This is a genomic window from Sphingomonas sp. (genome assembly GCF_025362505.1).
In the GTDB taxonomy this organism is placed as follows: domain Bacteria; phylum Pseudomonadota; class Alphaproteobacteria; order Sphingomonadales; family Sphingomonadaceae; genus Sphingomicrobium.
Genome location: NZ_JANYGG010000083.1, coordinates 22,602 through 46,641 on the forward strand (window position 1 = coordinate 22,602; position 24,040 = coordinate 46,641).

Sequence of the window (24,040 nt, forward strand, 5' to 3'; positions counted from 1 at the left end):
TCGCGCCGCCATGGCTGCCCAATTTTCTTATGTGATGAAGAGTTTGTCGAAGACCTTCCCCGGCGCTCCCAAGCCGGTGCTGAGCAACATCAGCCTGCAATTCTACCCCGACGCCAAGATCGGCATCGTCGGCCCGAACGGTTCGGGCAAGTCGACCCTGATGAAGATCATGGCCGGCCGCGACACCGAGTTCGTCGGGGAGGCCTGGGCCGGTGAGCATATCACCGTCGGCTATCTTGAGCAGGAGCCCCAGCTCGACCCGACCAAGACTGTCATGGAGAATGTCCGTGAAGGCGTGAAGGACGTCGCCACGATGATGGATCGATTCAACGAAATCAGCATGTTGATGGGCGATCCTCCCGCCGATGCTGACTTCGACGCGCTGCTGGCCGAGATGGGCGAGCTGCAGGAAAAGATCGACGCGGTCGATGGCTGGACGCTCGACAACCAGCTCGAGATCGCGATGGACGCGCTGCGCTGCCCGCCGGGCGATGCCGACGTCACAAACCTGTCGGGCGGCGAGAAGCGCCGTGTCGCGCTGACCAAGCTGCTGCTCCAGAAGCCGGGCATCCTGCTGCTCGATGAACCGACCAACCACCTCGACGCAGAGAGCGTCCAGTGGCTCGAAAAACATCTCGTCGATTATCCCGGCAACGTCATCCTCGTCACCCACGACCGCTATTTCCTCGACAATGTCGTCAACTGGATCCTCGAACTCGATCGCGGGAAATACTTTATCTACGAAGGCAATTACTCGACCTATCTCGACAAGAAGGCCAAACGGCTCGATCAGGAAGGCCGCGAGGACGAAGGGCGCCAGAAGGCGATCACTCAGGAACTCGAGTGGATCCGGCAGAGCCCCAAGGCGCGCCAGACCAAGTCCAAAGCGCGGATCAAGGCGTTCGACGCGCTCGTCGAAGCATCAGAGAAGCGCACCATCGGCAAGGCGCAGATCGTCATCCAGACCCCGACCCGGCTCGGCGGCAACGTCATCGAGGCGGTTAACCTAACCAAGGCCTATGGCGACAAATTGCTGTTCGACGACCTGTCGTTCAACCTGCCGCCGGGCGGGATCGTCGGTGTCATTGGGCCCAACGGCGCGGGCAAGTCGACCCTGTTCAAGCTTATCACCGGTCAGGAAACCGCCGACGACGGCGCGGTCAAGATCGGCGAGACGGTGCGCCTCGGCTTCGTCGACCAGAGCCGCGACGACCTCGACCCGAACAAGAATGTCTGGGAAGAAATCTCGGGTGGGGCCGAGCTCATGACGATCGGCAAGCAGGAGCTTCAGACCCGCGCCTATGTCGGCGCGTTCAACTTCAAGGGTGTCGATCAGCAGAAGAAGGTCGGCCAGCTGTCAGGCGGCGAGCGCAACCGCGTTCACCTCGCCAAGATGCTCAAGGAGGGTGGCAACGTCCTGCTGCTCGACGAGCCGACCAACGACCTCGACGTCGAAACGCTGCGCGCGCTCGAGGAAGCGCTCGAGAATTTCGCCGGTTGCGCGGTGGTCATCAGCCATGACCGTTTCTTCCTTGATCGCCTCGCGACGCACATTCTCGCGTTCGAGGGCGACAGCCACGTCGAATGGTTCGAGGGCAATTTCGAAGCGTACGAAGAAGACAAACGCCGCCGCATGGGGCCCGAAGCCGACCGCCCGCACCGCATGAGCTACAAGAAGCTCACGCGGTAGGCCGCTTCCTGGCAGTGGCGCTTACATCCTGGGCGAAGAGTAGCCGTCGCTGTCGCTTCGCCGCTTGCGCAGGACCTCATCGATGCTCCACTCGCCCGGACCGGTCGCCGCGAACAGCAGGAAGACGAAGCAGAACAAGACCGCCGATTCGCCCCCGTTCAGCACTGGGAAGACCGATTTCGGCGCGTGGACTATCCAGTAGCCGATCGCCATTTCGCCGGTGAGCAGGAAGGCGACCGGGCGGGTGAACAGGCCGACGACCAACAGCAGGCTCCCGATCAGTTCCAGCCACCCGGCGACCCAGAACAGCGACCACATCGACGGGTCGCTTGCGGCGGTTGCGGGAAAGGACAGGATTTTGCTCGTGCCATGCTGAAGAAACAACAGCGCCGTCACGATGCGCAGCAGGCTCAGCGCATACGTTGTCCAACGGCCATCGAGCCCCGTCGAATCCTGGTCGATCATCATCCACCTCCCGTTGGTGCAGGGAGACGCGGAAGCAGCGACGCTCCTCGTCACGCTACACAATCCGCCGACAATTCCCCTGCCCGCTGTTCCCGCAGGCATCGACAATTATCTGCCAAGACAGCGATGCTAGCCTATCCCGCCGTGTCCGGCCAGTAGGGTCTGTCAACGGCGGAGAGATTCCAGGCCAGCGCGGCGGAGTAAAAGCAGGCCACTGACGATGAAGGGGTGCCGAACACAACAAACAGGCGGGATGCGCGTTCCTGTCAGCGCAGCCGTTTCACCGCCAGCCGCCCGTCAGTCCCGGTTTTGACCTCGAAATTGGGAACCGCCTTGATCAGGTCGGACAGTCGCGAGAAGCCATAGTTACGGACCGCGAAACTCGATACGGCGGTGGCGCGCTGGCCGACTTCGGACAGGGAAGCGAAGCCTTCCTCGTCGCGTTTCGAAGCCTTGTAGGCCGATCCCAATATCTTGAGCAGTTCGGCGTCGACCGTCCGCTGGCCTTCGCTCGCCTTGGGCGCCTCGAGAGCCTCGGCTTCATCGATCGCCAGCGCGGCGACGTCGAAAAAGCGCGTGCACGCCTGCTGGAAGCTGACGGGGGTCTTGGTCGTGCCAAAGCCATAGACTGGCAACCCGTCTTCGCGGATCCGCTGAGCGAGGGGCAGGAAGTCGCTGTCGCTCGACATGATCCCGAATCCATCGACGTGACCGCGGTAAAGCAGGTCCATCGCGTCGATCACCATCCGCATGTCGGTCGCCGACTTGCCCTTGACGATGTCGAACTGCTGCATCGGGACGATCGAGTGCAGCCCGGTCAGCGTGCCCCATGTCTTGAGGCTGGGTTTCGACCAATTGCCATACGCGCGGCGAATATTGATCGTGCCGAGCTCGCTCAACACCAGCAGCACTTCGTCGAGGTGTTCGGGCGAGGCGTTATCTGCGTCGATCAGCAATGCGATATTGAGGCTTGGGTCTGACGCGGACAATCGTTCATTCATCTTCTGACTCCGTTTCGATGATCATACCGCATCGGCGGCGGAACGAAATGACCCCTTCGGACGCTTTTGCCGCATTGGACGGTGATTAAGAGGAACGAACATGAAAAAGCTTATACTCGGCGCGACCTTGGCCAGCGCACTGTCGCTGTCGGCCTGTGCGACCAACCCCTATGATCAGTACGGCTACAACAACGGCGGTTACGGCAGCGGCCAGCAGACCCAGGCCGGTCGCGCGGTCACCGGCGCGGTCATCGGCGGCGTTGCCGGCGGCGTCATCGGCGCGGTCGTTCCAGGCGTTAGCGTCGCCGGAGGCGCGATCGCCGGCGCAGTACTTGGCGGCGTGCTCGGCGCGGTCGTGAAGGGCAAGCAATATTACCGCGATACGCGCGGCTATTGCTACTATGTCGATAGGAACGGCAACGCGATCTATGACTATAATACCCGCTGCTAATTTACCATGACTGAGCGTCGGCGCGGAGTTCCTCGCCGGCGCCCAACTCCTCAGACCGGGTGGAAGGTCGTTTCCGTTTCGTCGAGGACGAACAATTGCCCTTGTGCGATGGTAAAGTGGCAACCGTGGAGCTTGAGCGTGCCCGCCGCCACCCGTTCCTGGACGAAGGGAAAGGTGCGCAGGTTCGCCATGCTCAGCTTGACCGCCTCCAGTTCCAGGGCGAGTTGCTTGTCGACGATCATCGTATCGGAGAGGATCCGCGTGCGCGGCACATCGATGATGCTGATCCACTGATCGATGAAACTATGCCCGCCGTCGCGGTCGGTTTCATTCAGCGCCGCGCTGATCCCGCCGCACGCACCATGCCCGACGACGACGATGTGCGCCACGTTGAGGCTGGTCACTCCGAACTCGATCGCGGCCGACGCACCGTGCAAGCCGCCGCCCGTCTCATATGGTGGCACCAGATTGGCGACATTGCGCAGAATGAAGGCCTGGCCCGGCCGGGTATCGAATATCGTCGCCGGATCGACGCGGCTATCGCAACAGCCGATGATCATCACCGGTGGTTCCTGCCCCTCGGCGAGTTCCTCCCACCGCTGGCGTTCGGTATGATATTCAACCTCACGGAAGCGCTGGTAGCCTTCGAGCAAGCGCTGGAATTCTGGCATTAAAAGCGGTCACCCCGGATCACGTCGACTTCGCCTATGGTCAGAAGCAGGCGGTGGCTGTCAAGCAAGGGACTCAGCCCATCTTCGCTCCATGATCCGGTTCGACCGGCGCTTGGCCATCGCTTCCGGAATGGCGAGGTCGGAGCGCGCGAAACCGGCGAACATGCCGGGCACGACGAACAGGATGATCGGTGAGCCCAGTGCCGCAATGATCATGCCAGCCCCGGCTGTGACGCTTGCTTATGGCCTCGGGCCGTGTTGGCAATCGGGGGGCGAGCGCCTATCTGCCGCTTCCATGACCACTCCCCTGATCGCCCCTGTCACTGCCCCGAGGCAACGCAAACCCGACTGGATCCGCGTCAAGGCGCCGACCAGCGAGGGCTATGCCGAGACCAAGCGGCTGATGCGCTCGCTCAACCTTGCCACGGTATGCGAGGAGGCGGCCTGCCCCAACATCGGCGAATGCTGGAGCAAGAAGCACGCCACGGTGATGATCCTCGGCGATACCTGCACGCGCGCCTGCGCCTTCTGCAACGTCAAGACCGGCATGCCACGCGCGGTCGATTTGCTGGAGCCTCAGCACACCGCCGACGCCGCCGCCGCCTTGGGGCTCAAGCATATCGTCGTGACCTCGGTCGACCGCGACGACCTGCCCGACGGCGGGGCGAGCCAGTTCGTCAAGGTGATCGAGGCGCTCCGCCGCACCACGCCCACGACGACGATCGAGATCCTCACCCCCGACTTCCGCAACAAGCATGACCGCGCGGTCGAGGCGATCGTCGCGGCCCGACCCGACGTTTACAACCACAACCTCGAGACCGTCCCGAGGCTCTACCCGACGATCCGCCCCGGCGCGCGCTACTATGCCTCGCTGCGGCTGCTCGAGACGGTCAAGCGGCTCGACCCGTCGATCTTCACCAAGTCGGGCGTGATGGTCGGACTGGGCGAGCAACGCCTCGAAGTTCACCAGGTGATGGACGACATGCGCTCGGCCGGGATCGATTTCCTGACGATGGGCCAATATCTCCAACCGACCCCGCGCCATGCCAAGGTCGATGAATTCGTCACCCCCGATGCGTTCAAGGCCTATGCCTCGATCGCCCGCGCCAAGGGCTTCCTGCTCGTCGCCGCTTCGCCGCTGACCCGCTCGAGCTATCACGCCGGCGACGACTTCGAGAAAATGCGCGCCGCGCGCCAGGCGCAACTGGCGCGGGCAGGGGCCGCCACCACCTGATGCCGCGGCACAGCGAAACGAAGCATTTGCCCTTTACCCCGGCGCAGTTGTTCGACCTCGTCGCCGACGTCGGCCGCTACGCCGAGTTCCTGCCGTGGGTAGTCGCGGTGCGGGTTCGCTCATCGAGCGAGGCCGAGACGATCGCCGACCTCGTCGTCGGTTTTACCGCGTTCAAGGAGCGCTTCAAGAGCCGCGTGACCAAACAGGCGCCCGACCGCATCACCGTCAACTATATCGAAGGCCCGCTCAAACATCTCAAGAATGAGTGGCACTTCGATCCGGCTCCTGACGGCGGCACCAACCTCCATTTCTCGGTCGACTTCGCCTTCAAGTCGCGCATTTTCGAAGCCATCGCCGGGCAGATGTTCGACCGCGCACTGCGGCGCATGACCGGCGCGTTCGAAACTCGCGCGGAGGCGCTTTACGGCAGCAACAGCTCGAGCGCGCAAAGCGCCGCCTGAAGCCGCACCCCGCTGCGGTCCTCATTCTCGAAGAATCGGCTGTCGGTGACGATATCGTTCGGATCGCCGCCCCGCTCGGCGCGGGCGAAGACGACGGTTCCAACCGGCTTGCCCGGGGTCGCGCCGCCCGGCCCGGCGATCCCGGTGATCGCGACGGCATGGTCGGCGGTGGACGCCGCCAGTGCGCCGCGCGCCATCGCCCAGGCGGCGGCGATGCTGACCGCGCCAAACGTGTCGAGCACTTCGCTCGAAACCCCGAGGTCGGCAATCTTGGCGGCGTTGGAGTAGGTCACCCACCCGCCATCGAACACGTCGGACGAGCCGGGAATCTCGGTCAGTGCCGCCGACACCAGCCCGCCGGTGCAGCTTTCGGCTACGACGATGCGCTTCCCGGCGGACCGATTTTCATCGATTACCCGGCGCGCGAGGTCGACCAGCGAGTCGTGCAGGACCGATGTCATTGCGGCGCCGTAGCAGGTGGCGCGGGCAGGCGCACCGTCGCGATGGCCTGCGCGGCGATGCCTTCACGCCGGCCGGTAAAGCCGAGCTGCTCGGTGGTCGTCGCCTTGATGCTCACCGCGCCCTCGGCGACACCGAGAATGCGCGCGACATTGGCGCGCATCGCGGTGCGGTGCGGTCCGACCTTGGGCGCTTCGCAGATCACAGTGCAGTCGACATGGTCGATGATCCCGCCCCGGTCGCGGATCAGCCGCGCGGCGTGGGCGAGGAACTGGTCGGAGGCGGCACCCTTCCATTGCGGATCGGATGGCGGGAAATGCTCGCCGATGTCGCCTTGGCCCGCCGCGCCGAGCAGCGCATCGGTGATCGCGTGGAGCACGACGTCGGCGTCGCTGTGCCCGGCCAGCCCGCGATCGTGGGCGATCTCGATCCCGCCCATCATCAACGGCCCGGGCCCCTCGAACGCGTGGACGTCAAACCCCATTCCGGTCCGGCTGACCAGCAGCGCGGCAACGCGCGCCTCGGCCTCGACGAAGTCGGCGGGGGTGGTGAGCTTGTCGAGCATGCGATCTCCTTCAACCGTCGCGACCTTGAGCCCGGCGGCGACCATCACCGAGCTTTCGTCGGTGGCGAGCCGCTTGCCCGCTTCCTCGAGTGCATAGAGCAAATCCTCGCGGTAGAAGGCCTGCGGGGTCTGCACGCGGAGCAGCCGCTTGCGGTCGACCGCCTCGCCAAGCAGCGTGTCGCCCTTCGCAAGGCTGTCGGCGACGGCAAGAACCGGGACCGCGCCGTGATGCTTCTCGAGCGCAGCAAGCAGCCGGTCGATAACCGCGGGCGGGCAAAACGGCCGTGCCGCGTCGTGAACCAGCACAATCTCGCTCTCGATCGCCGCGAGCCCCTTCGCCACGCTCTCCGCCCGTTCCGTTCCACCGATGATGAACGCGCCGACATCGACCTCGCCCAGCGCCTTGCTTGCGAGTGCCTCCTGCCCGGCACCGATCACGACGCGGATGACATCGACACAGGGATGCGCCGCCATTGCATCGACCGCGTGACGAAGCACCGACTTGCCTCCGATCAGGCGAAATTGCTTCGGCAACTCGCCGCCCATCCGGCTTCCCGCTCCGGCGGCGACGATCAGGGCGGTGACGGTCATCCCGCGCGCCTTGCCCGTGCCGCCCCCCTCCTGTAAAGGCGCGGCTTCCCATGCAGCTCAAACCGATCTCGATTGGCCCGCTCCGCCTCGACGTGCCCGTCATCCTCGCGCCGATGACCGGGGTGACCGACCTGCCGTTCCGCAAAGTCGTCAAACGCTATGGCGCCGGCCTCACGGTGAGCGAAATGGTCGCCTCGGCGGCGATGATCCGCGAAACGCGCCAATCGCTCCAGAAGACCGAGTGGGACCCGTCCGAGGAGCCCGTCTCGCTTCAGCTCGCGGGCTGCTCGCCGCATGAAATGGCCGAAGCGGCGAAGCTCAACGAACAGCGCGGCGCGGCGATCATCGACATCAACATGGGCTGCCCGGTCAAGAAGGTCGTCAACGGCGACGCCGGTTCGGCGCTGATGCGCGACCTGCCGCTGGCGTCTGCGATCATCGACGCGACGGTCAAGGCGGTCGAGCTGCCGGTGACGCTCAAGATGCGCATGGGCTGGGACCATCACAGCCTCAACGCGCCCGAACTCGCGCGCATCGCCGAGGATCTCGGAATCAGGATGATCACCGTCCACGGCCGCACCCGCTGCCAGATGTACAAGGGCTCGGCTGACTGGACGTTCGTGGCGAAGGTCAAGGCGGCGACCTCGCTGCCGGTGATCGTCAACGGCGACATTTGCTCGATCGAGGACGCGCGCGAGGCGCTTGCCCAGTCGGGTGCCGACGGGGTGATGATCGGTCGCGGCGCCTATGGCAAGCCGTGGCTGCTCGGCCAGGTGATGAGCGCGCTCGCCTCGGACGGGACGCGCCCGACCCCGGGGCTCGACGAACAGCTCGGTGTGATCCTCGAACAATATGACGCCATGCTGTCGCTTTATGGCGCGGAAGCCGGGGTCAAGATCGCGCGCAAGCACCTCGGCTGGTACACCAAGGGCCTGACCGGCTCGGCTGAATTTCGCAATCGCGTCAATGCGGTCGACGATCCGGCGACCGTCATCGCCATGCTCCGCGAATTCTACGCGCCGTGGCTCGTTCAGGCCGCCGCTTAAGAAAATATCGCACACTGTGTTTTTCATGCAACGCGGTCATGCTAGGGCTGGCCGCGATGGATGCCCGCGCAGCCGATTCTGATTTGGGACCCGCGACCGGCTGGCTCGCGAGCGAGCGAGCGAATGGGCGCTTCTACCGCTTCGCCAAGCTGGCGGCGGCACTCGTCCTGGCCGGGGTTCTGCTCGGAACGATCGCGCTGATCCCGCGCGGCGCAGAGCCGGGCACGCTGATCTCGCCGCCACTGATGGCGTTGCTGCTCATCGCCAACCTCATTCCCGCGATCGTGTTGATGGTGCTTGTCGCGCGCGATGCCGCCAGGCGCGACGCCGAGGGCAGGGGAGTCGGCACCGGCCAGCTCCACACGCGGCTCGTCGCGCTGTTCTCGCTCGTCGCCGCCGTGCCGACGGTGGTCGTCGCAATTTTTGCCTCGCTGCTGCTGCAGAGCGGGCTCGAATTCTGGTTCTCGAACCGCGCGCGGACGATGCTCGAAAATACGGTGTCGCTGGCGCAAGGGGCCTATGCCAACGAGGTTCACCGGCTCGGAACTGAGGCGGTGACGATGTCGGGCGACCTTGGCGGCTATCTGAAGCAATTGCCGATCGACAGCCCGCGCTTCGCGACCGGGGTCAGCTACCAGACCTATGTGCGCAGCCTCAACGAGGCGGCGGTGCTCAATGTCCAGCCATCGGGACAGGTCCAGACGCTCGCCGCGGTCAACATCTACGAAGGGATGATCGACCAGAAGCGGATCGGCGATGCGCTGGCGAAGCTGAAGTCCGACAAGGTCGCCGAAGTCGCCAGCCCGGGCCGGGTCGCGGTCCTCACCCGGCTCGATTTTGGTCAGTCGACCTATCTTTATGTCGCCAAGAGTATCGATCCCGGTGTCCGCGCTCAGATCGACGGCGCGGGCCGTGTGCTCGGCGATTATCGCGCCTTGCTCAACCGCTCGCGGGTCAATCAGTTGCGCTTCAACGTGGCGCTCTATCTCGGCGCGCTGATCATCGTCGGGCTGGCAATTCTCGCGGCGCTCAAGCTGGCAGATCGACTGGTCCAGCCGGTTGGATCGCTCGTCAATGCGGCCGGGCGGATCGAGGAAGGCGATTTCTCGGTGCGGGTGCCGGTCAGCGAGACCGCCGACGAGATTGGTACGCTCGCGACGGCCTTCAATCGTATGGCCGGTCGCCTTGAAACGCAGACCAGCGCGCTGATCACCGCGAACAGCCAGCTCGACACCCGCCGCGCGTTCATCGAGGCGGTGCTGTCGAGCGTCACCGCCGGCGTGCTGACGGTCGATGGCGCGGGCCAGATCCTGCTCACCAATCGCTCGGCCGAAACATTGCTCCAGTCAGGCGGGCAGGGGCTTGAAGGTCGCCGCCTCGCCGACCTTTCGCCCGATCTCGCCGAATTCTTGGCGGGCGAGGCGCGGGAAGCCAATGTGCTTGTGGCCGCCGGAAGCGGCCAGCGCACGCTGGCGGTCAAGCGCGTGCTCTACGGCGGAAGCACCGTACTGACGTTCGACGACATCACCGAGCAATTGTCCGACCAGCGCCGCGCCGCCTGGTCCGACATCGCGCGGCGCATCGCGCATGAGATCAGGAACCCGCTGACCCCGATCCAGCTCGCCGCCGAGCGGCTCCAGCGCCGCTATGGCAAGGAAGTGACCTCGGACCGCGATACGTTCGACCGGTTGACCGAGACGATCATTCGCCAGGTCGGCGACCTGCGGCGGATGGTCGACGAATTCTCCAACTTCGCGCGCATGCCCAAGCCCGTGTTCCGCGACGAAAATGTCCACGATATAGCGCGCAACGCCCTGTTCCTGCACGAAGTCGCGCATCCCGACATCGGCTTCTCGATCGACCCGGAGATGGCCGACATTCGTCTCGTCTGCGATCGCCGCCAGCTCAGCCAGGCGTTTACCAACATCGTCAAGAACAGCGTCGAAGCAATCGAAGCGCGCCGCACGCGGGGCGAGGCCAGCCCCGACGGCGACCGGGTTGCGCTGTCGATTTCGCAGGCGTCGGACGAGTTGGTAGTCGAGATCAGTGATACAGGCGTGGGGTTACCGGAAGATCGCGAGCGGCTTACCGAGCCCTATATGACGACCCGCGTCAGGGGCACCGGGCTCGGGCTCGCAATTGTTCAAAAGATCATCGAGGAACACTCTGGAACGATTGTATTTCTAGACCGAGATGGCGGTGGAACAAGGGTCCGGATCGCGTTCGATTCGGCCCGCCTCGCCGCCCTCGCCGACAAAGCCGGGGAGGGGGCTGAGGAGGTCCGTATGCGCGAAGATAGGGAAGATCCAAATGGCGCTTGAAGTGCTCGTCGTCGACGATGAAGCCGACATCCGCGACCTCGTCGCCGGCGTGCTCGAAGACGAAGGCTATACCGTCCGCACCGCCGCCGACAGCACCGCCGCGCTCGACGCAATCGAGGAGCGGCGCCCGTCGCTGGTGCTGCTCGACGTCTGGCTGCAGGGCTCGAAGCTCGACGGGCTGCAGATCCTCGAGCAGGTCAAGCGGCGCGATCCGACGCTGCCGGTGATCATGATCTCGGGCCACGGCAACCTCGACACGGCGGTTGCCGCGGTGCGCGAGGGCGCGGTCGACTTCATCGAGAAACCGTTCGAAGCCGGGCGACTGCTCCACCTCGTCGGGCGGGCGACCGAAACCGAGCGATTGAAGCGCGAGAATGCCAGCCTGCGCGAGCGGGCCGGACCCGAGGACGTGCTTAACGGCTCGTCGGTCGCGATCAATACCGTCCGGGCAGTGCTGAAGCGCGTCGCCCCGACCGGCAGCCGGGTGATGATCACCGGACCAGCCGGGGTCGGCAAGGAGATCGCCGCCCGCACCATCCACAACTGGAGCCCGCGCGCCAACGCCCCGTTTATCGTGCTGTCGGCCGCGATGATGAGTCCCGATCGGGTCGAGGAGGAATTGTTCGGCACCGAGCGCGATGGCGTGGCGCGGCCGGGGCTGCTCGAACAGGCGCACGGCGGTACATTGTTCCTCGACGAGATCGCCGACATGCCGCTGACGACGCAGGGCAAGATCCTGCGCGTACTGACCGACCAGAGCTATCCGCGGGTCGGCGGCCAGCGGCCGGTCAAGGTCGACGTTCGCTTCCTGTCGGCGACTTCGCGCAATTTGGCCGACGAGATTGCCGCGGGACGGTTCCGCGAAGACCTGTTTTATCGGCTCAACGTCGTCCCCGTGCGGATGCCGCCGCTCAAGGAACGGCGCGAGGACATCCCCGAGTTGGTCGACCATTTCCTCGCCCGCTTCGCTGCCGACCGCCGGATTCCGCCGCCGACCCTGTCCGCCGAGGCGGCCGCCGCGCTGCAGGCGCACGACTGGCCGGGGAATGTTCGCCAGTTGCGCAATATCATCGAGCGCACCTTGATCATGGCACCGGGCAGCCGCGCGCAATGCATCGAGGTTGACCTGTTGCCGCCCGAAATCATCGACAGCCCGGGCACGGTTGGCGTATCGACCGCATCGATGGCGATCATGGGCTCGCCGCTCCGCGAGGCACGCGAGAATTTCGAGCGTGAATATCTCAAGATCCAGATCAGGCGATTTTCGGGCAACATCTCGCGCACCGCGTCGTTCATCGGCATGGAACGCTCGGCGCTGCACCGCAAACTGAAGGCGCTCGGTTTGGGCGACAAGAGGGAAGACGACGAATAATGACTGATAAGTCTTTCTCGCTGCAGGATCATTTCCTCAATGGCGTGCGCCGCGCGAAGTCACCGGTGACGATTTTCCTGATGAAGGGGGTCAAGCTGCAGGGCATCGTCACCTGGTTCGATCCCTTCTCGATCCTGCTTCGCCGCGACGGGGTGAGCCAGCTGGTCTACAAGCATTCGATCTCGACGATCATGCCGGCGAATGTGCCCGTCGACCTTCTCGCCGGGCTCGATCGCGGCACGCGCGAGACGCAGGCGCGCAAAGCGACCAGCTTGCAGGACATCTTCCTGATCGCCGCCGAGAAGCAGCATGAACCGATGACGATCTTCCTGGTCAACGGCGTCATGCTGCAGGGAGCGGTCGCCGGCCACGACCAGTTTTCGCTGCTGCTCGAGCGCAGCGGGCAGGTCCAGCTGGTTTACAAGCACGCCATGTCGACGTTGCAGCCGAACAGTCCGCTCTACTTGTCTGGCGAGGATCCGGCGGACGAGGAGGACGCTGCCCACGACGACGACTTCGAAGATGGCGTAGAGGAAGGGGACGGCAGCTGAGCGTCTTCGACCGTGCCGAGGGCGAGGGGGTTTCACGCGGCGAAAAGGCGCTGATCGTCCTGCCCGAACGCGCCGGCGAGCGGGTCATGCGATCGACCGAGGCGCGGCTCGATGAGGCGGCGGGACTTGCGGCGGCGATCGGGATCGATGTCGTCGGGCGCAAAGCGTATCGGCTGCGCGCGGTGCGGCCGGCCAGCCTGTTCGGCAAGGGGCAGGTCGAGGAGATCGGGCAACTTGCGCGCGAAGGCGATGCACATCTGATCGTGGTCGACGCCGTGCTCACCCCGGTCCAGCAGAAGTCGATCGAGGAGCTGACCAAGGCCAAGGTCATCGACCGGACCGGCCTGATCCTCGAGATTTTCGGCGAGCGCGCCGCGACCGCCGAGGGGCGCTTGCAGGTGGAACTCGCGCATCTCGATTACCAGGCCGGACGGCTGGTGCGCAGCTGGACCCACCTCGAGCGCCAGCGCGGTGGCTTCGGCTTTCTCGGTGGCCCGGGCGAAACCCAGATCGAGGCCGATCGCCGCCAGATCCGCGACCGTATGGCGAAGATTCGCCGCGAGCTCGAACAGGTCAAGCGGACCCGTGGACTTCATCGCGACCGGCGCCAGCGCGCGCCCTGGCCGGTGGTCGCGCTGGTCGGCTATACCAATGCCGGCAAGTCGACGCTGTTCAACCGCATGACGAGCGCGACGGTGTTTGCGGAAAATCTGCTGTTCGCGACGCTCGACCCGACGATGCGCGAGGTGCGCATACCGGGGTTCGAGAAGGCGATATTGTCGGACACGGTCGGCTTTGTATCCGACCTGCCGACCGAGCTGGTCGCGGCGTTTCGGGCAACGCTCGAGGAAGTGGCGTCGGCCGACCTCATCGTCCACGTTCGCGACATTGCTCATCCCGACAGTGATGCGCAGGCGGCCGATGTCGTGGCGGTGCTGGCGTCACTGGGGCTCGACGAGGAGGATTCGCCGCCGCGGCTCGAGGCATGGAACAAGCTCGACCTGCTCGACGCCGAGGAGCGTGAGCATTTGCTCAACGAGGCGACGCGACGCGACGATGTCGTGACCTTGTCGGCGCTGAGCGGCGAGGGGGTAGAGGCGTTACGCGCCGAGATCGGGCAGCGGTTGCAGGAAGGGTCGGTCATCCACCGGCTCAAGCTGTCGGCATCGGACGGGGTGCGGCTGGCGTGGCTTCATGCTCGCGGCGATGTGCTGGACCAGCGAAACGAAGGGGAGATGATGCATCTCGCGGTCAAGCTGTCGGCCGATAATTGGGCCCGTTTTCAGGCGCTCTGATCGGCCTTCGCGACCTGCCACAGGCGCTCCATGTCCTCCAGGTTGAGCGAACTGAACCCAGGCGCGGTTTCGATCGCGCGGAAGCGGCGTTCGAATTTACGGTTGGCCAACCGAAGGGCATCTTCCGGGTCGATTTTGAGGTGACGTGCGAGGTTGACGACGGCGAACAGCAGGTCGCCAAGCTCTTCGGCGCGGTCCGCTGGCGCGGCCTCGGCGAGCTCGGCGAGCTCCTCTTCGATCTTGGCGCGCGGACCGGTCTCGTCGGGCCAGTCGAAGCCGGTTCGCGCGGCGCGTTTCTGCAGCTTGGCGGCGCGTTCGAGCGCGGGGAGAGCGAGCGCGACACCGGCCAGCGCGCTCTGGTCCTCGTTTGTGTTGCGTTCGGCGGCCTTGAGCGCCTCCCAGCCAGGGCTCGCCGCGGCGTCGCCGAAGATGTGCGGGTGGCGGCGCTCGAGCTTGTCGCACACGCCGGCGAGGACGTCGTCGAGCGTGAAGTGGCCGGCCTCGCGCGCCATCTGCGAGTGGAACACGACCTGGAGCTGAAGGTCGCCCAACTCGTCGGCGAGACTTGCCATGTCGTCGCGCGCGATCGCGTCGGCGACTTCGTAGGCTTCCTCGATGGTGTAGGGCGCGATGGTGGCGAAGGTCTGGACGCGGTCCCAGTCGCAACCCGTGACCGGATCGCGGAGGTGCTCCATGATCTTCACAAGCCGATCGAGGTTTTGCGCGAACTTCTCAAACATCGCGCATCTGAGGGGTCGCAGAGCCCCCTCGCCATCCTGCCCCAGAAAGTATGATAATATTCATTATGTAAAGTCCAAGATAGGTAGTGGCGTGGATCAAGGTTCGAGGATCAGCCAGCGGCCCTCGACCCCCCACCGCGTCAGGCTCGACAGGAAGCTCATGCCAATCACGTTTAGGTCATCATTATCAGCGACATAGACGCGCTGGTTGCGACGTTCGATCGAGCCGACCTCGATCGTGTCGGCGCGCGCACTCGAGACTTTGACGATGCCGTTGCCGGTGCGAACGAGCTGATCGCGCGCTTCGTCGCGGTTGAGCCGAGCCTCAACCGCCAGCGCATTGCCGACGGTGGTGACCGTCGCGCCGCTGTCGACGAGGAACTTCGCGGGCACGCCGTTGATCGTCGCATCGACCCAGAAATGGCCGTCGATCGCCATCGGGATGCGAACGGTGCGACCCTCGACCACCGGCGTGCCGAGCGCTTCGGCCTTGAGCCGCTGTGCGACGAAGCCGAGATTATCGCGAAATGTGAACAGGATAAAGCCCGCACCGAAGATGGTGACCCACATCAGGGCCACCTTCACGAGCTTTGCCCAAGGCTCCCTGCGCGACATGAGCGATCCCAGAACGAGCATCATCGCCATCAGGAGGTAAAGGCCGCCGAGCATGAGGTCATTGGTCATTTGAAACTACACATTGCACCACTCTAGGCCATCAAAGGCCGGGCTGGCCCATGTCGGAAGCGTGGCAGTGAGGTCGGCGAAGTCCATCGAATTATCAAGGTGGGTAAGCAATAACTGGCCGACGCCTAATTCGTGCGCCCAGCCGAGCACCGCGTCGAGATGGGCATGCGTCGGGTGCGGACGACGGCGCAGGCAGTCGCAGATCCACAGGTCGACACCCTGATACAGCGCCCGCATGTCTTCGGTCATGTGATGGAAATCGATCGAATAAGCGGCCGAGTTTGGGCCCTCGTCGAAGCGGATGCCGAGTGAGGTGATGCCGCCGTGGGGCTGGTCGGCGAAGTTGAGCCGGGCGGCGCCGAAGTGCTCCTCCCCGCCCTCGACCGGATTGGCGACGAGCACTGCCGGATAAAGCGGATTGCCGTCGAAAACATAGCCGAAGCGACGAACGATCCGTTCGAGCGTGTCGGGACGCGCGGCGAGCGGAATGGCGTGGCCGCTGGCCTGCGCGACCGGGCGCAAATCGTCGATCCCGTGTAGATGGTCGGCATGATCGTGAGTGACGATCACTCGGTCGATGGCCACAACGTCGGCGGCGAGCAGTTGTTCGCGAAGGTCGGGCCCGCAATCGACGAGCAGCCGCTTGCCCGCGCTTTCAAACAATAAGGAGGAGCGGGTGCGGCGGTTGCGCGGATTCCTGGGATCGCAGCTGCCCCAGTCATTGCCGATGCGCGGCACCCCCGAAGAAGTGCCGCAGCCCAGCACCGTCAGCTTCACGCAGCGGCTTTCGCGAAGAGTTTGAAGAAGTTGGCGGTCGTGGTTGCGGCGAGTTGATCGAGCGGCTTATCGCGCAGCGTCCCAACGAAGGCGGCGGTGTCGGCGACGAATGCCGGCTCGCAGGTTTTGCCTCGATTGGGGACGGGGGCGAGGAACGGGGCGTCGGTCTCGACCAGCAGCCGATCGGCGGGGATGAATTTCGCGGTGTCCTGCAGGTCGCGCGCATTCTTGAAGGTGACGATGCCCGACAGGCTGATGAAAAAGCCGAGGTCGAGCGCCTTGCGCGCAAGGTCGGCGCTGCCGGTGAAGCAATGGAGGACGCCGGTGACGCCGCCCCTGGCGACTGCGGCGGTGAGGATTTGGCCGGTATCCTCCTCCGCATCGCGGGTGTGGACGACGAGCGGCAGGCCGGTCGCCCTCGCCGCCTCGATGTGCGCGCCGAACCGCTCGCGCTGGGCCGCACGGTCGGACTTGTCGTAATAATAGTCGAGGCCGCATTCGCCGATGGCGATGACTCGCGGGTGGTCGGCGGCGTCGATCAGTGCGGCAGCACCGAGATCGGGGTGCGCATCGGCTTCATGCGGGTGGACGCCGATGCTCGCCCAGACGTCGGGCTCGCGCTCCGCGACGGCGACGATGTCGGCCCACTCGCTCTGCCGGGTCGAGATGTTGAGGAAGCCGGCGACGCCGCGGGCGCGGGCGCGTTCGAGTACTTCGCCCTGCCGTTCGACGAGCCCGGCGTAGTTGAGGTGGCAGTGGCTGTCGATCAGGCTCACGCCGCGGCGACCTCTTCGAGTTCGAGGCGGGGGAAGATTGGGGTCGGCTGGGCAATCGGCTGGCCCCCTTCCCCGCTGTCGATCAGCGCGATGAGCTTCGCCGACGATCCCGGGATGATCGGCGCGACGGCCTGGGCAAGTTCGCGGATCGCGACGACGAGCGTGCCGAGGACGGCGGCCATACGATCGGGGTCGGTCTTCTTGAGCCCCCACGGCGCGGTCGTGTCGACGTACGCGTTGCAGGCGTACACCGCCGCCATCCATGCCTCGAGTCCAGCGGCAAAAGCGAAGCACTCGAACTCGGCGGGGAGTGTGCCACGGCACGCGGTGCGCACGGTTTCGAGGAGGCTATGATCTTCCTCGGCCTCTCCTGGCACCGGAAGAACGCCGCCCAAGTTCTTGAAAATCATCGACAGGCTGCGCTGGGCGAGGTTGCCGAAGCTGTTGGCGAGTTCGGCGTTGACGCGGCCCACGATCGCTTCGTGGCTGTAGCTGCCGTCCTGGCCGAAGGTCACTTCGCGCAGGAGGAAATAGCGCAGCGCGTCGACCCCGTAGCGCGCGGCAAGGTCGAGCGGATCGACCACGTTGCCGACGCTCTTCGACATTTTCTCGCCGCGGCTCAGCAGGAAGCCGTGACCGTAGATTTGCTTCGGCAGCGCGATCTTCGCCGACATCAGGAAGGCCGGCCAATAGACCGCGTGGAAGCGCACGACGTCCTTGCCGATGAGGTGGACGTTGGCCGGCCAGTAACGGTCGAACAGCTCGCCGCCGTCGGGATAGCCCAAACCGGTCAGATAGTTGGTCAGCGCGTCGAGCCAGACGTACATGACGTGGGCCCCGTCGCCGCCGGGAACCTTGATCCCCCAGTCGAAGCTGGTGCGCGAGATCGATAGGTCGTTGAGCCCGCCCTCGACGAAGCGCAGCACTTCGTTGCGGCGACTGTCGGGCTGGATGAACTCGGGGTGCGCGGCGTAATGGTCGAGCAGGCGCTGCTGGTAGGCGGAGAGCCTGAAGAACCAGCTTTCCTCGACGGTCCAGTCGACCGGCGTGCCTTGCGGGGAGAGTTTGCCCCCCTCGCCTTCGGTCAGTTCGCTTTCCTCGTAGAAGGCCTCGTCGCGGACCGAGTACCAGCCTTCGTAGCGGCCAAGGTAGAGGTCGCCGTTGGTCTCCATCGCCTGCCAGATCGCCTGGCTGGCGCGATGGTGGTCGGGCTCGGACGTGCGGATAAAGCGATCATAATTGACATTAAGCGCATCGCACATCGCTTTGAACTTGGCTGACATATTTTCAGCGTAAATGGCCGGATCAGTCCCTTCGGCGCGCGCTGCCTGGGCCATTTTGAGGCCATGCTCGTCGGTCCCGGTCTGGAAGCGGACGTCGCGGCCCCGGGCCTTTTGAAAGCGCGCGATGGCGTCGGCGGCAATCGCTTCATAGGCGTGGCCGATGTGCGGCGCGCCGTTGGGATAGCTGATCGCGGTGGTGATGTAATAGGGTTCGGACATCGGCCTGCCCTAGCCGGGCCATGCCCGCGCTTCAAGGAACCGAGGCGAGGATCGATCCCAATTGGAAGACGGTCGCGGCGGGGTCGAGCGACAGGCGCTGAGCGATGGCGGCGGTCTCGCGGGCGCGGGCGTAGGCGTCGAGCGCGCGCTCCTGGCGCGGGCCGTCGAGCCGGCGCGCCTCGCGGGCGATCAGCGAGGGGACGAGTTGCAGGAAGGCGGCGTAGCGCTCGGCGGCGGCCTTCGCCGACATACCCTGCGCGAGTTTCGAACGGCGCGCGTTGGACGGGTCGCCCTCGCGCAGGATGGCCAGTGCGCCAGTTTCGAGCGGGGCGAGGTCGAGCCCGGCGTAGGCGATAGCGCGGCCGACCGACCCGCCGGCGAGCGACACCAGCCGCGCGATCTCGTCCATGCTCGTCCCGGCTAGCTCGCGGATCAGTATTGACGTCATGGCGTCATCGTCAACTGCTTGAAAATCAAGCCTTCGACAGCGCGAGCGGATCGTCGGGAGCAGCCGTCCGGGGTTGTGCGCGACGAGCAGGAACAGGCACTTGGCGGGCGGCTCTTCGAGCATTTTGAGGAGCGCGTTGGCGCCCGACGGTTCGAGATCGTCGGCGGCGTCGATCACCACCGCGCGCCACGGCGAGAGGAACGGCGTTGCGCCCAACAGGTCGCCGAGGCTGCGCACCTGCTCGACGCTGATGTTACGCGCGAGCCCGCCGGTCATGCGCTCGAGCCGCTCGAGCTCGCGATAGTCGGGGTGACTGCCCGCGGCGAGGAGGTGCGCGATGCGATGGTCGGCGGGCGTGCCGAGGCCGGGCAGGTCGACGGGCGGACCGGCGGCATCGGCGAGCAGGCGCATCGCCGCGGCGCGCGCGAAATTCGCCTTGCCGACCCCGCGCGGCCCAGCGAGCAGCCAGGCGTGATGCAGCGTGCCCGAGCGCATCGCGTCGGTGAACTGGGCGACCGCGCGATCCTGCCCGACGATCATGGCAGGAGGTCCGCGAGTTCGGCGAGGAGACGCTCGGTGACCTGGCGCTGTTCGCCCGACGCATCGACCAGCCGGACGCGCTCGGGTTCCTCGGCGCCAAGTGCGCGGAAGGCGCGGTCGACGGCGAGGTGATAGTCGGCGTCGCGGCGGCCGATGCGGTCGGGCTCGTCGCCGTCGCGCTCGTTGGCCCGGGCGACTCCGGCGCGATCGGGCAAGAGCAGGACCAGCGTGCGGTCGGGCAGGAACCCGGCGCTGCCGAACCGGTGCAGGCCGCGCACCGCGTCGACCCCGAGATCGGTGCCGCCACCCTGGTAGGCGAGGCTGCTGTCGAGGAAGCGGTCGGAGATGACCCATTTGCCGGCGTCGAGTGCCGGACGGATGGTCTTTTCGACATGGTCGGCGCGGGCCGCGGCGAACAGCAGTGCTTCGGCGCGCGGCGACCAGCGGCCGTCCTCGCCGCTCAGCAGCAGGCCGCGGATCGCCTCGGCGCCCGGGCTGCCACCCGGTTCGCGCGTCGTGACGACCTCGATCCCGCGCTTGCCGAGTTCGGTCGCCAGTGCGCGCAGCTGGGTGGTCTTGCCGACCCCCTCCCCGCCCTCGAGGCTGATGAACCGTCCGTCAGGCACGAACCGGGGTCACGCCATGCCCAGCATCTGCTTGAGGCCGATCCACGCACGACCGAAGAATCCCGCCTCGGCGACCGCTTCGCCGGCGACCAGCGGCATGACCTGCGGGCCATGGTCGGTGGTGACGACGAGGTCGGCGACATGCGCGCCCTTGGCGATCGGGGCCTTCAGCGGCCCGTCGTAGCGGATCCGCGTCGACTTGATCTGGCTGCCGAGCCCGGCGGGCATGGTCAGCGCGATCCTGCCGGGCGCGACGAGGCTGACCTCTTTGGCCGAACCGAGCTGGACCTTGGCCGAGCCAACCCTGGCGCCGGCGGCGTAGAGCGGCTTGGTCGTCCAGGCGTTGAAGCCCCAGTTCATCAGGCGAACGCCTTCGGCGATGCGCTGGTTGAAGCTCGTCATCCCGGCCATGACGACGATCAGCCGACGGCCATTCTGCTCGGCCGACCCGACGAAGCCATAGCCCGCCTCGTCGGTGTGGCCGGTCTTGAGCCCGTCGGCACCGGGGACGCGCCCGAGCAGGGGGTTGCGATTGTCCTGCTTGATGTCGGCGCCCGAGCCCAGCGTCTTGCCCCAGGTGAACGAGGTCTGGGCGTAGAATTTCCGGTATAGCGCGGGGTGGCGCTCGATGCTGGCGCGGGCGAGCTTGGCGAGGTCGCGCGCGGTGACCATCGTGACACCATTGTCGGGCCAGCCGTTGGGGGTCCCGAAATAGCTGTTGGTCAGGCCGATCTTCTTCGCCAGCGCATTCTCCTGCGCGACGAACGCCTCGGATGTGCCGGCGACGCATTCGGCAAGCACGATCGCGGCGTCGTTGCCCGACAAGGTGACGACCCCGTGGAGCAGATTTTCGACGCTGACTTGCTCACCCGGTGACAGGAACATCGTCGAACCCGCTGCCGGGCCATGCCATTTCTGCCAGGTCGCGGGCTGGACGGTACACATCTTGGCAAGCGGCAACTGGCCCTGGTCGATCAGTTCGAAGGCGAGCTCGGTCTGCATCATCTTGGCCATCGACGCGGGCGGCATGCGCCGGTTGGCATCCTTGACCAGCAGCTCGGCGCCCGACGACAGGTCGATCAGGTAGGCGACCGGCGCGGGGGTATCATAGGGCGGAGCGGCGGCGGGCGCGGCGGTCGACAGGGTCAGCGCGGCGGCGGAGGAAAGCAGGACGGCACGGATCAAGGGGGCGACTCCCGGAGGACTAGAGGTTGCCTCCTCTCTATCCCGGCGGTGCGGGGCTGGCGAGCCTTAACCCGCGGCAATCGCGTCGGCGAGGAGCCCAACCGACAGCGCATAGAAGTTCGAGCAGTTGTAACTCAAAATGCTGCGGTAGTTGGCCGTCAGGAGATAGGCGGTGGCACCGGGGCCATCGGGTTCGAGCAACGAGGCCGGCTCGTCGTCGGGCAGCGAGCGGCCGCGCGGAACGACGCCGAGCGCGCGCCATTCGCGCATCGTCAGCCACTTGCTGTGACGGGCGAAGACCCGCGGGCAACGCGTTGCGACGACCGGGTTGCGCAGCGACAGGCGATCGAGGCCCGGCGGGGTCCGCACCGCGACACCCCAGTGGACGCCCGCTTTCCACCCGGCATCCTTCAGGAAATTGCCGATCGAGGCGAAGGCGTCGGCCTCGCTCGACCAGATGTCGGCGCGACCGTCGCCGTCGCCGTCGGTCGCGAGGCGGAGGACGGCGGAGGGCATGAATTGCGGATAGCCGGTCGCGCCCGCCCAGCTGCCTCTCAATCGTGCGCGTGGCGTGCCCCGATCGAGCAAACGCAGCGCGGCGACGAATTCGCTTTCGAACAGCTCGCGGCGGCGGCCTTCATAGGCGAGCGTGGCGAGCGCATCGAGCAGGTCGAACCCGCCGGTGACGATGCCATAGCTGGTTTCATGGCCGAAGATGGCGATCGGGATGGCCGCGTCGACCCCGGTGCGCGCCTGGATCCCGGCGAGTCGGGGGTAATTGGCCGCGTAGACCGAGCGGCCGCGCGAGATGAGCGACGCGCTGACGTGATCGCGGCGATAGGGGGCGAACGGCGGCGTGCTGTTGGGATTGCCGATGTTGCCCGGCTGCCCCCGGTCGAGCTGGATCACGCGCGCGTTCAGCGACAGCCACGGGATGGTCGAGCTTATCGAGGTCTCGCTGATCCCGTCGCGGCGCGCGCGATCGGTCAGTTGCAGCTTGTAGGAGGCGAACCCCATCTGGCCGGTCCGAAGGACGAGCGGCGGCGTGCCCGGATGGACGACGACCGGGACGGGCACCAGCATCGGCGGCCTGACCGGCGCCGGAGCGGCCGGCAACAATCGTGACAGGACTTGGGGCAGGACCTGGGGCGCCGCCTCGGGCAAGGGGGCGAGCGGATCGCGCTGGGCGAGCGACGGGGTCGTCACCAGCGCGACCGCCGCGAGCATCATCCGCCTCCGATAATCTTGTCCGGCTCGACGCAAACCAACCCCGCCCTTCTTGTGACCCTGCTACCGGCCCCAACGCGTCATGCCCATCGCAGTTCATCGCGCCGCTTGCACACACTGCCCCCTCCGCGCTAGCCGCGTCGCTCGCCAAGCGCGGATCGGTGGCCGAGCGGTGCAAGCCACCGGTCTTCGCGACGGCAGGGAAGAGTGTCCGAGTGGTTTAAGGAACTGGTCTTGAAAGCTTATGGGGGTTCGCGCCCCTCGAAGCGTGAAGGAACGAAAAAGGAGTGTGGTTACAATACGTTAACAGCAAGCGGTGATTTGCTATTGCACGGCGACCTGCGCGCCGTCTAGCGCAATCCTAGCCGCGCCGCTGAAGCGGTTTGGAAGCGTGTCCGAGTGGTTTAAGGAACTGGTCTTGAAAACCAGCGACGGGGAAACCCGTCCGTGGGTTCGAATCCCACCGCTTCCGCCAAAGTTTCGCAGGCGCTCCTAAGCCGGATGGTCTACGTGACGGTGTTACGTCTATGGAAGTATGAGCATCGTTAAGACGTTCGCGTTGGAAGCGAATTAAACTTCGAGATGACTCCGCTGCATTTGTCTGTCAGCAGACTCCGAAAATCTCGGGGGCAGATAGGTGACGTTTCCATTCGCGACTAGGAACCCTACGCAGGCTGAGGTGCAAGCCATACGCCTAATGCTGAGCACATATCGCGATGGGAGCGGAACGGAGCGAGATCCTGACGGCTTTACACGAGCGAACTGGCGCCAAATGGAGCGCGTTGTCGCGGAACTTTTTACCGGGGAACCGCCACCCGAGAGCAAGTCAATCTTCGATGTAATTGCTCCATCGCTAGAAACTGCTCGGCTAAGTTACGGGCTCTCCATCAAGTCGAAACAGCTTTCCAAGCGCAACTTTGACGGACTTTCGGGTGGCGCCCGAACGTACATGGAAATTGCAAACTCACCTGCCAAAATGTTCGACGCGCTTGAGCGAAAACACTCCTTAACTATCGAGGACTTCCGAGCAGGCGCTGATCCGAATGTAGTCGGAAGCTGTGTCCTGGCGACGGTCAATGAATGGCATGAGGAAGGTAAGGTGCTGTTCGAACGCGCCAACAAGGGACACGTTCTCGATCTGCTCCACTCGATCTATCTCTGCCTTTCATATCGTGAATGGCAAGACGGTCGCCCCCGATTGTTTCAGTTCCACGCCTTTCCCCTGGTGTTTCCTACTGACATAGAATGGGAATATCGGGGTAAGGCGCTTAAGGGATATGATCCAGAGGCTCCCAACGAAGTCTTGTTCGACTGGTACGCGCAGTCTGGTGGACAATTGAAGTATTACCCTAGCGCCGACTC

The 24,040-nt window shown here is 65.3% G+C and carries 25 protein-coding genes and 1 tRNA gene; 11 read left to right on the forward strand and 15 right to left on the reverse strand.

Annotated elements, in window-relative coordinates; genetic code table 11:
• Positions 1 to 10 precede the first annotated feature (10 nt).
• Complete coding sequence (ettA, locus tag Q0R27_RS08560; RefSeq protein WP_293943351.1) at positions 11 to 1,690, forward strand: energy-dependent translational throttle protein EttA; 1,680 nt, start codon at positions 11 to 13, stop codon at positions 1,688 to 1,690.
• Between the two features lie 21 nt (positions 1,691 to 1,711).
• On the opposite strand, the gene Q0R27_RS08565 is transcribed toward ettA, so the two are convergent.
• The gene (locus Q0R27_RS08565) at positions 1,712 to 2,158 is read right to left on the reverse strand and encodes a DoxX family protein (RefSeq protein ID WP_293943353.1); all 447 of its coding nucleotides are present in this window, start codon (positions 2,156 to 2,158) and stop codon (positions 1,712 to 1,714) included.
• A 263-nt stretch (positions 2,159 to 2,421) separates the two neighbouring features.
• Positions 2,422 to 3,144: an NYN domain-containing protein gene (locus Q0R27_RS08570; protein ID WP_293943355.1), complete on the reverse strand. Its 723-nt coding sequence runs from the start codon at positions 3,142 to 3,144 to the stop codon at positions 2,422 to 2,424.
• Positions 3,145 to 3,256: 112 nt separating this feature from the next.
• On the opposite strand from Q0R27_RS08570, the gene Q0R27_RS08575 reads away from it, so the two are divergent.
• On the forward strand, positions 3,257 to 3,607 hold the full coding sequence (locus Q0R27_RS08575) for a hypothetical protein (protein WP_293943356.1): 351 nt from the start codon (positions 3,257 to 3,259) through the stop codon (positions 3,605 to 3,607).
• Positions 3,608 to 3,657: 50 nt separating this feature from the next.
• On the opposite strand, the gene Q0R27_RS08580 is transcribed toward Q0R27_RS08575, so the two are convergent.
• Both Q0R27_RS08580 and Q0R27_RS08585 read right to left on the reverse strand, forming a co-directional pair.
• Positions 3,658 to 4,278 carry a carbonic anhydrase gene (locus Q0R27_RS08580; RefSeq protein WP_293943357.1) on the reverse strand — a complete coding sequence of 207 codons (621 nt, stop codon included), beginning with the start codon at positions 4,276 to 4,278 and terminating at the stop codon, positions 3,658 to 3,660.
• Between the two features lie 60 nt (positions 4,279 to 4,338).
• Positions 4,339 to 4,494 carry a hypothetical protein gene (locus Q0R27_RS08585; RefSeq protein WP_293943358.1) on the reverse strand — a complete coding sequence of 52 codons (156 nt, stop codon included), beginning with the start codon at positions 4,492 to 4,494 and terminating at the stop codon, positions 4,339 to 4,341.
• Positions 4,495 to 4,573: 79 nt separating this feature from the next.
• Here Q0R27_RS08585 and lipA point away from each other — a divergent pair, with 79 nt between their 5' ends.
• Both lipA and Q0R27_RS08595 read left to right on the forward strand, forming a co-directional pair.
• Entirely contained in the window at positions 4,574 to 5,512 is a 939-nt protein-coding gene (lipA, locus tag Q0R27_RS08590; RefSeq protein ID WP_293943360.1) for a lipoyl synthase, read from the forward strand.
• On the forward strand, positions 5,512 to 5,973 hold the full coding sequence (locus Q0R27_RS08595) for a type II toxin-antitoxin system RatA family toxin (protein ID WP_293943362.1): 462 nt from the start codon (positions 5,512 to 5,514) through the stop codon (positions 5,971 to 5,973). Before lipA ends, Q0R27_RS08595 begins: the two co-directional genes overlap by 1 nt.
• Here Q0R27_RS08595 and Q0R27_RS08600 read toward each other — a convergent pair.
• Together Q0R27_RS08600 and Q0R27_RS08605 are read right to left on the reverse strand one after the other, a co-directional pair.
• Complete coding sequence (locus Q0R27_RS08600) at positions 5,934 to 6,434, reverse strand: CinA family protein (RefSeq protein WP_293943364.1); 501 nt, start codon at positions 6,432 to 6,434, stop codon at positions 5,934 to 5,936. The two genes, Q0R27_RS08595 and Q0R27_RS08600, sit on opposite strands and share 40 nt — an antisense overlap.
• The gene (locus tag Q0R27_RS08605; protein WP_293943366.1) at positions 6,431 to 7,588 is read right to left on the reverse strand and encodes a bifunctional 2-C-methyl-D-erythritol 4-phosphate cytidylyltransferase/2-C-methyl-D-erythritol 2,4-cyclodiphosphate synthase; all 1,158 of its coding nucleotides are present in this window, start codon (positions 7,586 to 7,588) and stop codon (positions 6,431 to 6,433) included. The genes Q0R27_RS08600 and Q0R27_RS08605 overlap by 4 nt, the downstream gene beginning before the upstream one ends.
• 50 nt (positions 7,589 to 7,638) lie before the next feature.
• Between Q0R27_RS08605 and dusB the strand changes: the two genes are divergently transcribed.
• The 5 genes from dusB to hflX are packed head-to-tail and all read left to right on the forward strand — an operon-like array spanning position 7,639 to position 14,173.
• Entirely contained in the window at positions 7,639 to 8,634 is a 996-nt protein-coding gene (gene dusB / locus Q0R27_RS08610; protein WP_293943368.1) for a tRNA dihydrouridine synthase DusB, read from the forward strand.
• A gap of 56 nt (positions 8,635 to 8,690) precedes the next feature.
• Entirely contained in the window at positions 8,691 to 10,955 is a 2,265-nt protein-coding gene (locus Q0R27_RS08615) for an ATP-binding protein (protein WP_293943369.1), read from the forward strand.
• Complete coding sequence (locus Q0R27_RS08620; RefSeq protein WP_293943371.1) at positions 10,945 to 12,327, forward strand: sigma-54 dependent transcriptional regulator; 1,383 nt, start codon at positions 10,945 to 10,947, stop codon at positions 12,325 to 12,327. Before Q0R27_RS08615 ends, Q0R27_RS08620 begins: the two co-directional genes overlap by 11 nt.
• Positions 12,327 to 12,878, forward strand: a complete 552-nt coding sequence (gene hfq / locus Q0R27_RS08625; RefSeq protein ID WP_293943373.1) for an RNA chaperone Hfq — start codon at positions 12,327 to 12,329, stop codon at positions 12,876 to 12,878. Before Q0R27_RS08620 ends, hfq begins: the two co-directional genes overlap by 1 nt.
• Positions 12,875 to 14,173, forward strand: a complete 1,299-nt coding sequence (gene hflX / locus Q0R27_RS08630) for a GTPase HflX (RefSeq protein WP_293943392.1) — start codon at positions 12,875 to 12,877, stop codon at positions 14,171 to 14,173. Before hfq ends, hflX begins: the two co-directional genes overlap by 4 nt.
• Here the strand turns inward: hflX and mazG are convergent.
• From mazG to Q0R27_RS08675, 9 genes are all read right to left on the reverse strand, one after another.
• A complete protein-coding gene (mazG, locus tag Q0R27_RS08635; RefSeq protein ID WP_293943375.1) occupies positions 14,161 to 14,913 on the reverse strand; it encodes a nucleoside triphosphate pyrophosphohydrolase in 753 nt (250 codons plus the stop codon). The two genes, hflX and mazG, sit on opposite strands and share 13 nt — an antisense overlap.
• Positions 14,914 to 15,009: 96 nt before the next feature.
• Entirely contained in the window at positions 15,010 to 15,597 is a 588-nt protein-coding gene (locus Q0R27_RS08640; RefSeq protein WP_293943376.1) for a retropepsin-like aspartic protease, read from the reverse strand.
• Between the two features lie 6 nt (positions 15,598 to 15,603).
• Positions 15,604 to 16,374 carry an MBL fold metallo-hydrolase gene (locus Q0R27_RS08645; RefSeq protein WP_293943378.1) on the reverse strand — a complete coding sequence of 257 codons (771 nt, stop codon included), beginning with the start codon at positions 16,372 to 16,374 and terminating at the stop codon, positions 15,604 to 15,606.
• On the reverse strand, positions 16,371 to 17,150 hold the full coding sequence (locus Q0R27_RS08650; protein WP_293943380.1) for a TatD family hydrolase: 780 nt from the start codon (positions 17,148 to 17,150) through the stop codon (positions 16,371 to 16,373). The genes Q0R27_RS08645 and Q0R27_RS08650 overlap by 4 nt, the downstream gene beginning before the upstream one ends.
• Entirely contained in the window at positions 17,147 to 18,652 is a 1,506-nt protein-coding gene (gene metG / locus Q0R27_RS08655; RefSeq protein WP_293943382.1) for a methionine--tRNA ligase, read from the reverse strand. The genes Q0R27_RS08650 and metG overlap by 4 nt, the downstream gene beginning before the upstream one ends.
• Before the next feature lie 31 nt (positions 18,653 to 18,683).
• A complete protein-coding gene (locus Q0R27_RS08660; protein WP_293943384.1) occupies positions 18,684 to 19,640 on the reverse strand; it encodes an AAA family ATPase in 957 nt (318 codons plus the stop codon).
• Positions 19,637 to 20,266 (reverse strand): dTMP kinase, encoded by a 630-nt coding sequence (tmk, locus tag Q0R27_RS08665; protein ID WP_293943386.1) that lies wholly within the window; start codon positions 20,264 to 20,266, stop codon positions 19,637 to 19,639. Before tmk ends, Q0R27_RS08660 begins: the two co-directional genes overlap by 4 nt.
• A gap of 9 nt (positions 20,267 to 20,275) precedes the next feature.
• Positions 20,276 to 21,448, reverse strand: coding sequence for a D-alanyl-D-alanine carboxypeptidase family protein (locus Q0R27_RS08670; RefSeq protein WP_293943393.1), 1,173 nt, complete (start codon positions 21,446 to 21,448; stop codon positions 20,276 to 20,278).
• Between the two features lie 69 nt (positions 21,449 to 21,517).
• Entirely contained in the window at positions 21,518 to 22,681 is a 1,164-nt protein-coding gene (locus Q0R27_RS08675; protein WP_293943388.1) for a lytic murein transglycosylase, read from the reverse strand.
• A gap of 382 nt (positions 22,682 to 23,063) precedes the next feature.
• Between Q0R27_RS08675 and Q0R27_RS08680 the strand changes: the two genes are divergently transcribed.
• Positions 23,064 to 23,153 (forward strand) — tRNA-Ser (locus Q0R27_RS08680).
• Positions 23,154 to 23,375: 222 nt separating this feature from the next.
• Positions 23,376 to 24,040 (forward strand): hypothetical protein (locus Q0R27_RS08685; protein WP_293943389.1); only part of this gene is annotated, 665 nt, incomplete at its 3' end.

What these genes read in the sequence shown, in the direction of transcription:
- ettA (WP_293943351.1), top strand. Translation starts at nt 11, where the DNA reads ATGGCTGCCCAATTTTCTTATGTGATGAAGAGTTTGTCGAAGACCTTC.
- Q0R27_RS08565 (WP_293943353.1), bottom strand. Translation starts at nt 2,158, where the DNA reads ATGATGATCGACCAGGATTCGACGGGGCTCGATGGCCGTTGGACAACG.
- Q0R27_RS08575 (WP_293943356.1), top strand. Translation starts at nt 3,257, where the DNA reads ATGAAAAAGCTTATACTCGGCGCGACCTTGGCCAGCGCACTGTCGCTG.
- Q0R27_RS08580 (WP_293943357.1), bottom strand. Translation starts at nt 4,278, where the DNA reads ATGCCAGAATTCCAGCGCTTGCTCGAAGGCTACCAGCGCTTCCGTGAG.
- Q0R27_RS08585 (WP_293943358.1), bottom strand. Translation starts at nt 4,494, where the DNA reads ATGATCATTGCGGCACTGGGCTCACCGATCATCCTGTTCGTCGTGCCC.
- lipA (WP_293943360.1), top strand. Translation starts at nt 4,574, where the DNA reads ATGACCACTCCCCTGATCGCCCCTGTCACTGCCCCGAGGCAACGCAAA.
- Q0R27_RS08595 (WP_293943362.1), top strand. Translation starts at nt 5,512, where the DNA reads ATGCCGCGGCACAGCGAAACGAAGCATTTGCCCTTTACCCCGGCGCAG.
- Q0R27_RS08600 (WP_293943364.1), bottom strand. Translation starts at nt 6,434, where the DNA reads ATGACATCGGTCCTGCACGACTCGCTGGTCGACCTCGCGCGCCGGGTA.
- Q0R27_RS08605 (WP_293943366.1), bottom strand. Translation starts at nt 7,588, where the DNA reads ATGACCGTCACCGCCCTGATCGTCGCCGCCGGAGCGGGAAGCCGGATG.
- dusB (WP_293943368.1), top strand. Translation starts at nt 7,639, where the DNA reads ATGCAGCTCAAACCGATCTCGATTGGCCCGCTCCGCCTCGACGTGCCC.
- Q0R27_RS08615 (WP_293943369.1), top strand. Translation starts at nt 8,691, where the DNA reads ATGGATGCCCGCGCAGCCGATTCTGATTTGGGACCCGCGACCGGCTGG.
- Q0R27_RS08620 (WP_293943371.1), top strand. Translation starts at nt 10,945, where the DNA reads ATGGCGCTTGAAGTGCTCGTCGTCGACGATGAAGCCGACATCCGCGAC.
- hfq (WP_293943373.1), top strand. Translation starts at nt 12,327, where the DNA reads ATGACTGATAAGTCTTTCTCGCTGCAGGATCATTTCCTCAATGGCGTG.
- mazG (WP_293943375.1), bottom strand. Translation starts at nt 14,913, where the DNA reads ATGTTTGAGAAGTTCGCGCAAAACCTCGATCGGCTTGTGAAGATCATG.
- Q0R27_RS08640 (WP_293943376.1), bottom strand. Translation starts at nt 15,597, where the DNA reads ATGACCAATGACCTCATGCTCGGCGGCCTTTACCTCCTGATGGCGATG.
- metG (WP_293943382.1), bottom strand. Translation starts at nt 18,652, where the DNA reads ATGTCCGAACCCTATTACATCACCACCGCGATCAGCTATCCCAACGGC.
- Q0R27_RS08660 (WP_293943384.1), bottom strand. Translation starts at nt 19,640, where the DNA reads ATGATCGTCGGGCAGGATCGCGCGGTCGCCCAGTTCACCGACGCGATG.
- Q0R27_RS08675 (WP_293943388.1), bottom strand. Translation starts at nt 22,681, where the DNA reads ATGATGCTCGCGGCGGTCGCGCTGGTGACGACCCCGTCGCTCGCCCAG.